The sequence below is a fragment of the Micromonospora sp. DT47 genome, assembly GCF_049844475.1.
In the GTDB taxonomy this organism is placed as follows: Bacteria; Actinomycetota; Actinomycetes; order Mycobacteriales; family Micromonosporaceae; genus Micromonospora.
The window spans coordinates 237917-251619 of record NZ_JBNCLC010000005.1 but is presented as its reverse complement, the minus strand read 5'-3'; the positions used below and the strand labels follow the sequence as shown (position 1 = coordinate 251619).

Annotated in this window: 14 protein-coding genes; 9 read left to right on the top strand and 5 right to left on the bottom strand. The window is 72.6% G+C overall.

Going from position 1 to position 13703, the window contains the following annotated elements; all coding sequences use genetic code 11:
• Positions 1-8 precede the first annotated feature (8 nt).
• Positions 9-536 carry a peptidylprolyl isomerase gene (locus tag ACLQ2U_RS10495; RefSeq protein WP_425750377.1) on the bottom strand — a complete coding sequence of 176 codons (528 nt, stop codon included), beginning with the start codon at positions 534-536 and terminating at the stop codon, positions 9-11.
• Between the two features lie 84 nt (positions 537-620).
• Here ACLQ2U_RS10495 and ACLQ2U_RS10490 point away from each other — a divergent pair, with 84 nt between their 5' ends.
• Positions 621-1448: a hypothetical protein gene (locus tag ACLQ2U_RS10490; RefSeq protein WP_425750376.1), complete on the top strand. Its 828-nt coding sequence runs from the start codon at positions 621-623 to the stop codon at positions 1446-1448.
• 115 nt (positions 1449-1563) lie between these two features.
• Positions 1564-2430, top strand: coding sequence for a polysaccharide deacetylase family protein (locus tag ACLQ2U_RS10485; RefSeq protein ID WP_425750375.1), 867 nt, complete (start codon positions 1564-1566; stop codon positions 2428-2430).
• Between the two features lie 7 nt (positions 2431-2437).
• Here ACLQ2U_RS10485 and corA read toward each other — a convergent pair whose 3' ends face one another.
• The 3 genes from corA to ACLQ2U_RS10470 form a co-directional block, all read right to left on the bottom strand.
• Complete coding sequence (gene corA / locus ACLQ2U_RS10480; protein ID WP_425750374.1) at positions 2438-3580, bottom strand: magnesium/cobalt transporter CorA; 1143 nt, start codon at positions 3578-3580, stop codon at positions 2438-2440.
• 546 nt (positions 3581-4126) lie between these two features.
• The gene (locus ACLQ2U_RS10475; RefSeq protein WP_425750373.1) at positions 4127-5221 is read right to left on the bottom strand and encodes a PLP-dependent aminotransferase family protein; all 1095 of its coding nucleotides are present in this window, start codon (positions 5219-5221) and stop codon (positions 4127-4129) included.
• A gap of 180 nt (positions 5222-5401) precedes the next feature.
• Positions 5402-5791: a cyclic nucleotide-binding/CBS domain-containing protein gene (locus ACLQ2U_RS10470; RefSeq protein ID WP_425750372.1), complete on the bottom strand. Its 390-nt coding sequence runs from the start codon at positions 5789-5791 to the stop codon at positions 5402-5404.
• Positions 5792-5904: 113 nt separating this feature from the next.
• Between ACLQ2U_RS10470 and ACLQ2U_RS10465 the strand changes: the two genes are divergently transcribed.
• From ACLQ2U_RS10465 to ACLQ2U_RS10445, 5 genes are all read left to right on the top strand, one after another.
• Positions 5905-6354 carry an NUDIX domain-containing protein gene (locus tag ACLQ2U_RS10465; protein ID WP_425750371.1) on the top strand — a complete coding sequence of 150 codons (450 nt, stop codon included), beginning with the start codon at positions 5905-5907 and terminating at the stop codon, positions 6352-6354.
• Positions 6351-7121: a hypothetical protein gene (locus ACLQ2U_RS10460; RefSeq protein ID WP_425750370.1), complete on the top strand. Its 771-nt coding sequence runs from the start codon at positions 6351-6353 to the stop codon at positions 7119-7121. The genes ACLQ2U_RS10465 and ACLQ2U_RS10460 overlap by 4 nt, the downstream gene beginning before the upstream one ends.
• An 89-nt stretch (positions 7122-7210) precedes the next feature.
• Positions 7211-7942: a sugar phosphate nucleotidyltransferase gene (locus ACLQ2U_RS10455; RefSeq protein ID WP_425750516.1), complete on the top strand. Its 732-nt coding sequence runs from the start codon at positions 7211-7213 to the stop codon at positions 7940-7942.
• A complete protein-coding gene (locus tag ACLQ2U_RS10450) occupies positions 7930-8997 on the top strand; it encodes an iron-containing alcohol dehydrogenase family protein (RefSeq protein WP_425750369.1) in 1068 nt (355 codons plus the stop codon). Before ACLQ2U_RS10455 ends, ACLQ2U_RS10450 begins: the two co-directional genes overlap by 13 nt.
• The gene (locus ACLQ2U_RS10445; RefSeq protein ID WP_425750368.1) at positions 8972-9697 is read left to right on the top strand and encodes a CDP-alcohol phosphatidyltransferase family protein; all 726 of its coding nucleotides are present in this window, start codon (positions 8972-8974) and stop codon (positions 9695-9697) included. The genes ACLQ2U_RS10450 and ACLQ2U_RS10445 overlap by 26 nt, the downstream gene beginning before the upstream one ends.
• Before the next feature lie 21 nt (positions 9698-9718).
• Here ACLQ2U_RS10445 and ACLQ2U_RS10440 read toward each other — a convergent pair whose 3' ends face one another.
• Positions 9719-10975 carry a glycosyltransferase family 4 protein gene (locus tag ACLQ2U_RS10440; RefSeq protein WP_425750367.1) on the bottom strand — a complete coding sequence of 419 codons (1257 nt, stop codon included), beginning with the start codon at positions 10973-10975 and terminating at the stop codon, positions 9719-9721.
• A gap of 24 nt (positions 10976-10999) precedes the next feature.
• On the opposite strand from ACLQ2U_RS10440, the gene ACLQ2U_RS10435 reads away from it, so the two are divergent.
• Together ACLQ2U_RS10435 and ACLQ2U_RS10430 are read left to right on the top strand one after the other, a co-directional pair.
• Positions 11000-11860, top strand: a complete 861-nt coding sequence (locus ACLQ2U_RS10435) for an Fpg/Nei family DNA glycosylase (protein WP_425750366.1) — start codon at positions 11000-11002, stop codon at positions 11858-11860.
• Between the two features lie 270 nt (positions 11861-12130).
• Complete coding sequence (locus ACLQ2U_RS10430; RefSeq protein WP_425750515.1) at positions 12131-13696, top strand: sugar transferase; 1566 nt, start codon at positions 12131-12133, stop codon at positions 13694-13696.
• Positions 13697-13703: the final 7 nt, after the last annotated feature.

Sequence of the window (13703 nt, the reverse complement as noted above, 5' to 3'; positions counted from 1 at the left end):
GGAGGCAATCAGGCCGTGCGCTCGATCTCGACCCGCTCGATCACCACGTCCTGCAGCGGCCGGTCGCTCGGGCCGGTCGGGGTGTTCGCGATCGCGTCGACGACCTTCACCGAGTCCTCGTCGGCCACCTGGCCGAAGATGGTGTGCCGGTTGTTCAGGTGCGGCGTCGGCGAGACGGTGATGAAGAACTGCGAGCCGTTGGTGCCCGGCCCGGCGTTCGCCATCGCCAGCAGGTACGGCCGGTCGAAGCGCAGCTCCGGGTGGAACTCGTCGGCGAACTTGTAACCCGGGCCCCCCCGGCCGGTGCCGGTCGGGTCGCCCATCTGGACCATGAAGCCGCTGATCACCCGGTGCGAGATGGTGCCGTCGTAGTACGGCCCGCTGCCCGGCTGACCCGTCCGCGGGTCGGTGTATTCGCGGTTGCCGTCGGCCAGGTCGACGAAGTTACGGACCGTCTTCGGAGCGTGGTTGGGGAAGAGCTCCAACCGGATCGGGCCAGCGTTGGTGTGCAAGGTGGCGTAGACAGCCTCGGCCACGGGTACTCCTCACTCGTTGGTCAGTTCCATGCGGATCCTCCCATGTGCCCGATCTGGCAGTGCGGAGGCATCCGAAGATGGAGGATGACGAAGGAACAACTCCCAGGAGGTGGGACCGTGTTTGGAATCGGGCGGCGCAAGACCCAGGGGCAGCTCGCGAAGGCCGAACTCAACCAGGGCATCGGCCACCTGCGCCAGGCCGCCACGTACGCGGCGAAGGGTGCCGGCGCCACTGTCGGCCCGCGGGTCCAGGCAGCCCGGGGTGCCGTCGCGCCGACCGCCGTGATCGTGCGGGGCCGGGCGTCGAGCGGTTTCGCATCGACCGTCGCGGCCCTCGCGCCGCTGGCCCTGGCCGTGCGCAACGCGCGGGCCGAGGCGGCGGGCAAGGCGGTGGCCGGCCGGAAGGCCGCCGCCGCGAAGCAGTCCGCGGTGAGCAGGAAGGTCAAGGCGAAGAACCTCAAGGCCGCCAAGAAGAAGCGGAAGTCGTCGGGCGGCATGATGACCGGCCTGCTGGCCGCCGGCGCGGTCGCCGGCGTGGCCGGCGCGATGGCCATGCGTCGTCGCCGCGAACAGCAGGAGTGGGCCGAGTACGACCCGACCCGCGGCGTCGCGCCGGTGAGCGACGAGGTCGACACCCTGGTGGTGCAGACCCCGTCGACGAACGGCGGCAAGGTCACCGAGGCCTCGACGACGTCCAGCGGGGCCGGCACGGCCGGCGGCCCGACCGGCGCGGGCAGCTCGACGGTGGCCGGTGGCGCCAGCGCCTCCACCACCACTCCGGGCAGCCAGCCGGTGATCCACGAGGACGACAGGGTCCCCTCGGTCGCCGAGGGCGCCACGGACGTCACCGGTCGCCCGGCGGACGACCTGAGCAAGGCGCTCGGCAAGAACGCGGCGAAGTCCCGCCGCTGACATCCGGGCCATCGCCGGCGGCGCGGGAGTGATCTCCCGCGCCGCCGGCGTACCTGGGCGGGTGACCGTCGTCATCGGATCGTCCGGCGAGCACCCGGCTCCTACAGTGCAGGGCATGCCGACGCCCACGACCGACCCCGGCCCCCCGGCACCCGCGCCGGATCCGGAGCCGGTCCGCCGGCCGCCGCGCACCGGCGCGGTGTCCCGGCGGACGATCCTGGCCGGCGCCGTCGCCGCGCTGGGCGGCGCGGGCGCGACACTGACCGGCGAGATCGGGTACGACGAGGCGACCGCCGACAGCAAGCTGCCGTTCTACGGCGGGTACGCGTCCACCGTGCACGCCGACCGGTGCACCCCGCCCCGCGCCTCCCGGGTGGAGGTGGTGTGGGGAGTGAACACCACCCGGCGGCTGATCGCCCTCACCTTCGACGACGGGCCCGCGCCGAACTGGACCCCTCAGATCCTGTCGATCCTGGCCGAGGCGGGCGCCCGGGCCACCTTCTTCATGGTCGGGCGGAACGCCCGCCGGCACGGCCACCTGGTCGCCGACCGGCTCGCCGGGCACGAGGTCGGCAACCACACCTGGGCGCACCGGGACCTGGCCCGGATGACGTACGAGGAGAGCCGCGCGGCGATCAGCCGGGCGCACGACGAGCTGACCCGACTCTGCGGCCGGGAGCCCACCCTGCTCCGCCCGCCGTACGGGCACCTCGGCGGCAGTACCCTGCTCGCCGCGAACGACCTGGGCTACCAGGTGGTGCTCTGGAACCGGCAGATGCTCGAGTCGCAGTACACCCACGACCCGGCCGGCCTGGTCGACTACGTCGTCGGCTCGTGCACCCCGGGGACGATCCTGCTCGCCCACGACACCGGGCCCGCCGACCGGCTGATCGCCGTCCGTGGCCTGGCCGTGATGATCAAGGGACTGCGCGCCCAGGGCTTCGACTTCGTCACCGTCTCCGAGCTGCTCGCCGCCGGTTGATCCGCCGCTACAGCCAACCGTTGCGGCGGAACAGGCGGTAGAGCGTGAACGACGACACCAGCATCAGGGCCCATACGCCCGAATAGCCGTACGTCCACCCCAGCTCGGGCATGTTCTCGAAGTTCATGCCGTAGATGCCGGCGATCGCGGTCCACACCGCGCCGATCGCGGCCCACGCGGCGATCTTGCGCATGTCGTTGTTCTGGTCGACGGTGACCTGGGCCAGCCGTGCCTGGAGGATCGAGTTGAGCAGGTCGTCGTAGGAGTTGACCTGCTCGACGGTGCGGCTGAGGTGGTCCTGCACGTCCCGGAAGTAGCGCCGGATCTCCTTCGGCACGTCCCGGTTGACCTGCGAGGTGACGGTGAGCAGCGGCCGCTGCAGCGGAGTGACCGCGCGCTTGAACTCCACCAGCTCGCGCTTCATCTGGTAGATCCGCTGGATCCGACCGCTGCCCTGCCGGTCGAAGACGTCCGCCTCCAGCACGTCCAGGTCGTCCTCCAGCTGGTCGGCCACCTCGAGGTAGAGGTCCACCACCCGGTCGGTGATCGCGTACGCCACCGCCCACGGACCGTGCACCAGCAGCTCGCGCTTGGCCTCCAGGTCCGCCCGTACCGGGGCGAGCCGGCAGGCATCGCCGTGCCGGACGCTGATCAGGAAGTTCGGCCCGATGAAGAGCATCACCTGGCCGGTCTCGACCACCTCGGAGTTCTCGGTCAGCTCCGTGTGCTCGCAGTACCGGGCGGTCCGCAGCACCAGGAAGACGACCTCGCCGAACCGCTCCAGCTTGGGGCGCTGCTCGGCCTTGACCGCGTCCTCGACCGCCAGCTCGTGCAGGCCGTACGTCTCGGCGATGGCGGACATTTCGGCCTGCTCCGGCTCGTGCAGCCCGATCCAGACGAACGCGTCGCGCTCCTGGCGGGCGGCCTCCAGCGCGTCGGCGTAGTGCCACTCGCCGGGCTGGCGCTCCCCGTCGACGTAGAGACCGCAGTCCACGACGCCGCTGCGCCCCGGGTCGGTCGCCGCGGGCGTACCCGGGGAGCCGTCGGCGTTGAGGATGCGGGACATCGCGCGGACCGGGGCCGCCCAGGCGCGGGGCCGCAGGGCCCGCCCGGCGTTCGGCACCGGCGACCGCTCCGCTCGGTCCGTCATGGCATCCCCCTCCCCACGCTGCTGCGGCTTGCAGGCTACGCCGCCACCGAGATGTCGGCCCGCCCGCGAGGCGCGGCCGCCGCGGTGGCGGTCCGGCGGACCCGGTCCGAGGGTGATCGTCGCCACAGTCGGCCGGATGGCGGCGGCGGCGCGGGCGGCCGAGGAGCGGACCCGGGCGGGACGGCGGGAGGCCGACGGCCGTCCGGGGCTCCGAGGCACGTCGCGCGCACCGGCCCGGGGCGGCACCGTTCGACGGGTGGGCTCGACGGCCGTTCCCCGGGTGATCCCGGGGAACGGCCGTGGGGGCACCGGGCGGGCCGTACCGCGTCAGGGGGGTGAGGGGGCGACACGGCCCGCCCGGCGCCGTTGGGGGCGGGGGTGGTGCTGTGGAAGGTCGCGGCCCGGCGGACCGGCGCGGTGGCGACCTCGTGGTCGGCCCGCCGGTCGGGGCGTGAGCGACGCTCGCAGCATTGTGGGCCGCCGGCCGGCCCGAGGGGGAGCCCCGAGCCGGCCGGCATCGCAGAATTGTCGGAAACCCGACAGAAATCAGCTGCGGACGGCAGCCACCGCCTCCGCGAGCCGCCGGACACCCTCGTCGATCCGGTCGGCGGTCACCGCGGAGAAGGCCAGCCGGAGCGCGTGCCGGCCACCGTCGATCATGAAGTCGCTGCCCTTGACCACCGCGACGCCCCGCTCGGCGGCCGCCGGGGCGAGCTTCTCGACCAGCACGTCCTCCGAGAACTCGACCCAGAGGAAGTAGCCGCCGTCCGGCTCCACGAACCGGGCCTCGGGCAGGTGCCGGCGCAGCGAGTCGGCGAGCACCCCGGCCCGCTCGCCGAGGGCGATCGACACCGTCTCGATCGACCGTGCGATGTCCCCGGAGACGCAGAACTGGTGCACGATCGCCTGGGAGACCATGCCCGGGGAGATGTAGAGGCTGGTCGCCTTCTTGGCGATGTCGGCGATCAGGTCCGCCGGCCCGACCAGGTAGCCGACCCGGACGCCGGGGCAGACCGTCTTGGTGAAGCTCGACGCGTGCACCACCACGTTGCCGGTGTCCATCGAGAGCATCGACGGCAGCGGATCGCCCCGGAACCGGATGTCGGCGTACGGGTCGTCCTCGAAGATGGTGAACTCGTACTCGGTGGCCAGGTCGAGCAGCTCACGCCGCTTCTCCAGGGAGAGGGTCACCCCGGCCGGGTTCTGGTAGTTCGGGATGACGTGCGCCAGCCGGGGACGCACCCCGGACTCCAGCAGCTTGCGCAGCTCCGCGGTGTCCAGACCGTCCGGCTGGATGGAGACGCCGTGGATCTCGCCGCCCATCCGCTGGAGATTGAGCAGGGTCCGGTCGTACGTCGGACGCTCCACCACCACTGCGTCGCCCCGCCGCACCAGGTGGTCGAAGAGGAACGCGTCCGCCTGGAGCGAACCGTTGGTGATCAGCACCTGGTCCGGCTCGACGCCGTGCTTGTCGGCGATCCACTTCCGCAGCGGCGGGTAGCCGACGGCGGTGCCGTACGCCGTGATCCCGGCGGGATCGGCGTCGAAGGCGCGGACGGCGGCGGCCTTGAGCCCCTCGACATCCACGATGTCCAGCGAGGGAGCTCCACGGGCGAACGAGATCAGCTGCTCGGCGGTCATGCGCACGAGCCTAGGGCCTGCCCCGGCCGATCCGACCGGCATACACGCCAAGTTCAACATGCGGGCGGCGGATCGGTCGGCGGATCCGAGTCAGGTTCTGGTTTTGCCTGGTACGGACGGGGTTTCGCGGATCGGCCGGGAACCGTCGGGGGAGGGCGCGACGGTTCCCGGCCCCCCGGGTCAGCGCAGCGCGAGCCCCTGCTGCGCCCAGACCCGCATCAGGTCACGGACCGAGATCACCCCGGCCACCTCCCCACCGTCCAGCACCACCAGGTGCCGGAAGCCGCCCCGGGCCATCGCCACGGCCGCCTCCTCCACCGTCCACTCCGGACCGGCGTAGACGACCTCCCAACTCACGTGCGCCCTGGTCCGCTCGACGTCGCAGTCCAGATCGGCTCCGATCGCGTTGAGCACGTCGCGCTCGGTCATGATCCCGATCCCCTCGGACTCCGGGTCGACCACGACCGCCGACCCGACACCGCGGGCCGACATCATTCGGGCCGCCTGGCGGAGCGTGTGCTCCGGGCCGACCACAAGTACCTCATTGGACATCGCTTCTCGAACGTGCATCACGCATCACCCCTGTGGGACGGCGGCACCGGTACCAACATGGTGGCCCCGGAGGGAGATCCGGACAAGACCGGTCATCGGCGCGGTCGGCCCGGGCTCGCTACTGTCGACCCGTGCCCACCGAGCCTCTCCGCTGTGCCGGCGCGCTGATCGTGGACGACGACGGCCGCATCTTCGTCCAACGCCGGTCCCCCGAGCGGCGACTGTTTCCCAACGTCTGGGACATCGTCGGCGGTCATCTGGAACCAGGCGAGGAGATCGAGGACGCGCTGCGCCGCGAGGTCACCGAGGAGACCGGCTGGACGGTCTCGCACGTGCTCGCCGAGTTCGCCGAGTTCCGCTGGACCGGCGACGACGGCCTCGACCGGGTGGAGACCGACTTCCTGGTCCGGGTCGACGGCGACCTGACCCGGCCCCGCCTGGAGGTGGGCATGCACACCGAGTTCCGCTGGCTGACCGAGCGGGACCTCGCCGTGCTGGACGAGAACCGGGACGTCGACGACGGGCAGCTCCGGCGGATCGTCGAGGACGGGTTCGCCACGCTCCGGTCGATCGGTCTGTGAACTCCGGCGTCGAGCTGGCGCCGCACCGGCTCGCCGGGCTGGTCGCCCCGGCAGTCGACCGGACCTTCGTCGCCGGCATGCTCGCCGGCCGGGACGGCGGTGGCGCCGAGCTGAGCCAACGGTACGGCGGGCCGGCGGCCACCGGCTTCCTGGTCGAGTTCCGCACCCGGCTCGCCGCACCCGGCGGGACGGTCGACGGGCCGGGCTTCGCCGCGGTCACCCGGTACCGGGACCCGGCCACCTGCCAGCGGGCCCTGGACAAGCAGGTCGCGCACGGGATGATCAGCCGCCGGCCGGACGGCGGCTTCGCCGCCACCGAACGCGGCGCGGACTTCCTGGCCGAGATCTACCAGGTGCACGGCGAGGTGACCGAGGAACTCTGGGCCGGGCACGACGACCGGGTGGTCCGGCTGGTCGAGGCGCTGGGGCGGCTGCTCGCGTACGCGCTGCTGCTCGCCGACGAGCCCGGCACCGAGCCCGGGCCAGCGTTCGCCACCATGGCCCCGCCGTACGAGCCGGACGGCACCCCGCCGGGCGTGCTGCTGCTCAACCGGCTCGGCACGCTGCGTTACCACCGGGCGGACGCGCACGCCGCCGCGTGGACCGCCGCCGGGCACACCGCGACCAGCGTGGCCGAGCTGCCGCCGGGGCCGGAGCGCCAGGCGATCGAGCTGGAGACGGACCGCCGGGCCGGCGGGCCGTACGCCGCGCTCACCGCCGACGAGCGGCTGGGCATGCTGGCCGACCTCGCGGCGCTGCCTGGCTGAACACGGTCCCACACCGGTTGACCGGAGCACCACCGACAGGTGGCGTTATCCTCCACGTGACCGTGAGTAGCTCGTGGGAGGACGTCGGCATGATCGGGATGGTGCTCGCCGCCGGTGCGGGGCGCCGACTGCGCCCGTACACCGACACCCTGCCCAAGGCGCTGGTGCCGGTGGACGGTGAGACGACCATCCTCGACATCGCGCTGCGTAACCTCGCCGAGGTCGGGCTCACCGAGGTCGTGATCGTGGTCGGCTACGCGGCCGAGGCGGTCGTCCAGCGGCAGGCCGCCCTGGAGCAGAAGTACGGCGTGACGATCACGCTGGTGCACAACGACAAGGCCGAGGAGTGGAACAACGCCTACTCGCTCTGGCTGGCCCGGGAGCACTTCGCCCGGGGTGTGCTGCTGGTCAACGGCGACACCGTGCACCCGGTGAGCGTGGAGAAGACCCTGCTGGCCGAGCGCGGCCCCGGCATCCTGCTGGCCATCGACAACATCAAGGCGCTGGCCGAGGAGGAGATGAAGACCACCTTCGACGCCGCCGGCCAGCTGACCCGGATCACCAAGCTGATGGACCCGTTCGAGGCGTACGGGGAGTACATCGGCGCGACGCTTATCGAGCCGCAGGTGGCAGGACCGCTCGCCGACGCCCTGGAGGCGACCTGGCGGCGGGACCCGAACCTCTACTACGAGGACGGCTACCAGGAGTTCTCCGACCGGGGCGGCGAGGTGCGGGCGGCGCCGATCGGCGACGTCTCCTGGGTCGAGGTCGACAACCACGCCGATCTGGCCCGGGCCCGGGAGATCGCATGCCGCTACTAGCCCGGACGGTACTGACCCCGCTGCACATCGACGTGCGGCGGGGTGCCGTGGCCGACCTGGGTGCGATCCTGGCCGACCGGCGGATCTCCGCCGGTGGGGACGTCGCCGTGGTGGTCGGCCCCGGGCAGGGCGAGAAGATCGTCGAGTTGTGCCGGCCTTCGCTCGGCGCGGCCGACGTCTTCACGGTCGCCGGTGGCACCATCGACGCGGCGAACGAGCTCGGTGACCGGCTCCGGTCCCGCTCGTACGACGCCGTGGTCGGCATCGGCGGCGGGAAGACCATCGACACCGCCAAGTACGCCGCCACCCGGTACGGCATCCCGATGGTGACCGTGGCGACCAGCCTCGCCAACGACGGCATCGCCTCGCCGACCGCCTCTCTCGATCATGAAGGCGGCAAGGGCTCCTACGGGGTGCACATTCCGATCGCGGTCGTGGTCGACCTCGACTTCGTGGAGCACGGGCCGGACCGACAGACCCAGGCCGGCATCGGCGACGCGGTCAGCAACCTCAACTCCTGCGCCGACTGGGAACTGGGCCACGAGGTACGCGGGGAGCCGATCGACGGGCTGGCGATGACCCTCGCCCGCACCGGCGCCGAGGCGCTCATCAACCACCCCGGGAAGATCACCGACGACGCCTTCCTCACCACGCTGGCCGAGGCGCTGATCATGGGCGGGATCGCGAGTTCGGTATGCGGGTCGACCCGCCCGGTCAGCGGCGGCGACCACGAGATCTCACACGCCATCGACCGGCTCTACCCCGGCACCGGCTCCCACGGTGAACAGGTCGGGCTCGGCGCGCTCTTCTGCACCTTCCTCCGAGGCGATCTGGAGCGGTTCGGCCAGCTCGCCCGCTGCCTGCACCGGCACGGCCTGGCGACCACCCCGGCCGACCTGGGCCTCACCGACGAGCAGTTCATCGAGGCGGTGCAGTACGCCCCCCGCACCCGGCCGGACCGGTACACCATCCTCGAACACCTCGCGATGTCGCCTACCGAGACGCGGGAGCGGCTGGCAGACTACGCCGGTGCACTCCGCGACCACCTTGGCTGAGCCGAACCGCCCCACCGTCACCGACTTCCACCGGGTCAACCGGGGTGGGGGTCTGTTCAGCGAGTCGGTGAGTCAGTGGCTGGGCGCGGTCTTCGCCCTGGTCGCCCAGCGTCTCGGGCTGCGCCCGACCGCGCTGACCCTCGCCAACCTGGTGCTCGGCCTGGCCGCCTCGGTGACCGTGGTGGCGCTCGCCGGCCGGGTCGCCGCCGGGGAGGTGCCGGCCTGGGTGGTGGGGCTGGTCGCGCTGGTCGGCTGGCAGGTCGCGTACTCCCTGGACTGCGCCGACGGGCAGCTCGCCCGGGTGACCGGGCAGCGCAGCGCGGCGGGGGCCCGGATCGACGTGCTGTGCGACGTGGCCTCCCAGATCGCGCTGGTCGCCGCGCTGGCCGCGACCGCCGTGGCGCAGCGGCCGTCGACGCCGACCTGGCTGGTCGCGGTCTTCGCCGGCACCTGGATGGTCAACCTGGTGACCTCGGTGATGCAGTCCGGGCCGAACGCCGCCAGCATGGTCACCTCGACCTCGCTGCCGGTACGCCTGGTCAAGCTGGTCCGCGACTACGGCGCGGTGATCTTCGTGGCCGCGCTGGTGCTGATGATCGCCCCTGCGCTCACCTTCTGGGTGATCGTCGCCTTCACCATCGTCAACGGCGGCTTCCTCCTGGCCAGCATCGCCTTCACCGCCCGCGCCTCCCTCCGCTGACCCCCCACCCCAGCCGGTCGGTCAGCGGCGGGCGAGGTCGGCGTAGATGTCGAGGTGCTGCTTGATGACCACGTCGGGGTGGAAGGTGCGCTCGTAGCGGGCGCGGGCGGCCGCCGCGAGCGCGGGGGCGCCGGCCCGGGCCACCGGCAGGGCGGCGGCCATCGCGGCAGGGTCCGGCGGGACCACCCAGCCGGCCTCGCCCGCCACCACGCCGACCGGCATCGGCGCCGCGCCGTCCCCGGCGACGGCGGAGGCGACGGCGGCCGGACCGGTCCCGGCGGGCTCGCGGGGGGCGTCCGCCCCCACCAGGTACGGGATGCCGCCGAGCGCGGTGCCGAGCACCGGCCGGCCGCTGGCCAGCGCCTCGATGATCACGGTCGGGAGCACGTCGTGCCAGGTGGAGGCGGCGAGCACCACCGCGCTGGACTCGATCGCGGCGCGTACCCCGGCCCGGTCCAGCTGGCCCAGGTAGACCACGTCGGGCCGCTCGGCGGCGGCCGCCTCGACCATCGGGCGCAGTTCGCCGTCGCCGGCGATGCGCAGCGGGCCCAGCGCCCCCACCGGGTGCCGGCGCCACGCCTCCAGGAGCAGGCCCACCCCCTTCTCCGGGGTGAGCCTGGCCAGGAAGAGGAACCCGTCGCCGAGCGGCGCGGGTCGGCCCGGGTCCGGCACCGAGTTGGGCTTGACCACGATCCGGTCCGCCGGGATGCCGTAGTCGTGCAGGTGGTCGGCGATGGCCGAGGTGAGCGCGATGAACCGGTCCACGGACCGCCAGGTGCCCCGGTGCACGGCCAGGGTGGCCGCCATCAGCGCGCTCTGCGCCGCCGAGTTCCGGTAGCAGCGGTGCACGATCGCCGGCACGCCCAGCGCCCGGCCCTTGCAGTCCTGGCAGATGATCCCGTCCCGGAAGTAGATCCCCGAGGAGCAGACCTGCCGGTAGTTGTGCACGGTCTGCACCACCGGCACGCCGTGCCGGTGCGCGGTCCGCACCACCCAGGGCGAGAGCAGGGGGTACGGGTTGTGCAGGTGCAGCACGTCCGGCCGGTGCGCGGTGAGCAGCCGGCTCAGGTCCTCCTGCGCCCGGGGCGCCCAGATCGGGGAGATCGGCAGCAGCGCCTTGGCCGTCTTCGACATGCTCGGGATCTCGTCCGAGCTGCGGATGAACGGCAGCACCTCGACGCCGGCGGCGGTCAGCTGGGCGATCTCCGAGTCGACGATGGTGTTCTCGCCGGACGGCTGGGCTTCCCGGTACCGGTTGTGTGCCACCACGATTCTCACGGTAAAGAAGGCTACCGTTGGCACGTGCCCGAACTACCGGAGGTGGAGGCGCTCGCGGGTTACCTGCGTGAGCGCGCGGTGGGGCGGCGTGTCGACCGGTTCGAGGTCGCCGCGATCAGCGCCCTGAAGACGTACGACCCGGCGCCGTCCGCGGTGTCCGCCCGGGCGGTGGTGGACGCCCGGCGGCACGGCAAGTTCCTCGACGTGGCCTTCGACGGCGGCCTGCACCTGGTGGTCCACCTGGCCCGCGCCGGCTGGCTGCACTATCGGGAGGCGTTCCCGTCGACCACTCCGCTGCGGCCGGGCAAGGGCCCGATCGCCCTGCGGGTACGCCTCGACGACGGCTCGGGCTTCGACCTGACCGAGGCGGGCACCCAGAAGAAGCTCGCCGCCTACCTGGTGACCGACCCGGCGCAGGTGCCCGGGGTGGCGAAGCTCGGACCGGACGCGCTCGGCGCCGACCTGGCCACCTTCGCCGAGCGGCTGCGCAGCCGCCGGGGCCAGGTCAAGGGGGTGCTGACCGACCAGGCGGTGCTGGCCGGGGTGGGCAACGCGTACTCGGACGAGATCCTGCACGCGGCGAAGCTCTCCCCGTTCGCGATCAGCGACCGGCTCACCGACGACCAGGTGGCGACGCTGCACGCGGCGACCCGCGCGGTGCTCGGCGACGCGGTGCGCCGCTCCCTCGGCCAGCGGGCGGCGGAACTGAAGGGCGAGAAGCGCTCCGGGCTGAAGGTGCACGCCCGGAAGGGGCTGCCCTGTCCGGTCTGCGGCGACACGGTGCGCGAGGTGTCCTTCGCCGATTCCAGCCTGCAGTACTGCCCGACCTGTCAGACCGGCGGCAAGCCCCTCGCTGACCGACGGTTGTCCCGCCTCGTACGGTGAGTGACGACACGTTCTGATTACGGAGAGGAATCGCCCCGGGCGCGTCGAAGCTCCCGGTCCACGCCTCTACCCGACCCGTCATCCCTCGGTATAGTGGCTCGGTCCCCGGCTTCGAAAACTGACGTGGAGCCGGCCGGATCCCCCGCTGGCAGCACCAGACGCAAGGTCCCTCGGGTCAGCGTCCGGCCCGGTGGCAGCGTGGGAGACTGGAACGGTGGGCGACCCCGGGCCCCTCACGGCGAGTGAGCGGCACGTGGCATGCGGGAGGACATGGGTGAGGTGACGACAAGCCTCCAGCGCCCGGTAACCAACACAGGCCGGAGCAAACTCGTGCGGCACGTCGACAGCTTCGAGATCCAGCCGCCGACACCGCCGTCGCACAACGGCGTACCCCGGTCGGCGTGGGCCCGTGCCCGCCGACGTGTCTCCCGCTGGCACCGGCCCTACATCGCGCTGCTCCTGCTGCTCGACTTCGGGGCGGCGGCACTGGCCAGCTGGATCGCCGTCCAGACCTTCGACCAGGCCGCCTCGGGCTTCCAGGACGCCAAGGAGTCCTGGTTCCACACGGTGGCGTTCGTGCTGCTCCCGCTCGGCTGGTTGATCATCCTGTGGGGCAACGGGTCCTACGACCGGCGGTACCTCGGCCTCGGGCCGGACGAGTTCAAGCGGGTGATCCGGGCCGGGGTGGCGGTGGCCGCCACGGTCTCCTTCATCGCCTTCGCCACGCGGACCCTGCTGTCCCGGTGGTCGGTCGGCTTCGCCCTGCTCGGCGCCCTGCTGCTGATCCTGCTGGTCCGGTTCCTGGCCCGGTTCGTCCTGCACGCGGTGCGCAGCCGGGCCGGTCAGGCCGGACACCGGATGGTGCTCGTCGGCACCCTGCCGGAGTGCCTGGAGGTCTACACCGCGGTCACCCGCAACCCCGGCGCCGGCCTGATGCCGGTGGCCATCCACCTCACCGACGGGTACGCCGCCGCCCGGGGCATCGAGACCCCGGTGCCGGTCTACGCCGGCCGGGACGTCCTCGCCCTGGTCCGCGAGGTCGGCGGGGACACCATCGCGGTCTGCGGCTCGGCCAGCGCCGAGCCGGGCGAGCTGCGCCGGCTGGCCTGGCAGCTGGAGGGCTCCGGCGTCGACCTGGTGGTCGCCCCGCAGCTGACCGACATCGCCGGCCCCCGGGTGCACATCCGCCCGATCGAGGGCCTGCCGCTGCTGCACGTCGAGGAGCCGACCCTGTCGGGTCCGGCGCTGCTGGTCAAGAACCTGATGGACCGGGTCGCCGCCGGCCTGGGCCTGCTGCTGCTGACGCCGGTCTTCCTGGCCATCGCGATCGCGATCCGGCTCTCCGACCGGGGCCCGGTCTTCTTCCGCCAGCCCCGGGTGGGCCATGAGGGCCGCACCTTCCGGGTCTGGAAGTTCCGGACCATGTACGTCGACGCCGAGGAGCGGCTGGCCGGCCTGGTCGACCAGAACGAGACCGACGGCATGCTGTTCAAGATGAAGCAGGACCCCCGGGTCTTTGCGGTGGGCCGCTTCCTGCGCGCCTCCTCGCTGGACGAGCTGCCCCAGCTGATCAACGTGCTCTGGGGGGAGATGTCGCTGGTCGGGCCGCGTCCGCTCCCCGCCGACGACGGCGACTTCCTCGGCGACGTGCGGCGCCGGCTGCTGGTCCGGCCGGGCATCACCGGGCTGTGGCAGGTCTCCGGCCGCTCCGACCTGTCCTGGGACGAGTCGGTCCGGCTGGACCTCTACTACGTCGACAACTGGTCGCTGGCGTACGACCTGAGCATCCTGTGGCGGACCGTCGGGGTGGTGCTCGCCCGCAAGGGCGCCTACTAGGGCTTGG

What these genes read in the sequence shown, in the direction of transcription:
- ACLQ2U_RS10490 (WP_425750376.1), top strand. Translation starts at nt 621, where the DNA reads ATGACGAAGGAACAACTCCCAGGAGGTGGGACCGTGTTTGGAATCGGG.
- ACLQ2U_RS10485 (WP_425750375.1), top strand. Translation starts at nt 1,564, where the DNA reads ATGCCGACGCCCACGACCGACCCCGGCCCCCCGGCACCCGCGCCGGAT.
- corA (WP_425750374.1), bottom strand. Translation starts at nt 3,580, where the DNA reads ATGACGGACCGAGCGGAGCGGTCGCCGGTGCCGAACGCCGGGCGGGCC.
- ACLQ2U_RS10475 (WP_425750373.1), bottom strand. Translation starts at nt 5,221, where the DNA reads ATGACCGCCGAGCAGCTGATCTCGTTCGCCCGTGGAGCTCCCTCGCTG.
- ACLQ2U_RS10470 (WP_425750372.1), bottom strand. Translation starts at nt 5,791, where the DNA reads ATGCACGTTCGAGAAGCGATGTCCAATGAGGTACTTGTGGTCGGCCCG.
- ACLQ2U_RS10455 (WP_425750516.1), top strand. Translation starts at nt 7,211, where the DNA reads ATGATCGGGATGGTGCTCGCCGCCGGTGCGGGGCGCCGACTGCGCCCG.
- ACLQ2U_RS10450 (WP_425750369.1), top strand. Translation starts at nt 7,930, where the DNA reads ATGCCGCTACTAGCCCGGACGGTACTGACCCCGCTGCACATCGACGTG.
- ACLQ2U_RS10430 (WP_425750515.1), top strand. Translation starts at nt 12,131, where the DNA reads ATGGGTGAGGTGACGACAAGCCTCCAGCGCCCGGTAACCAACACAGGC.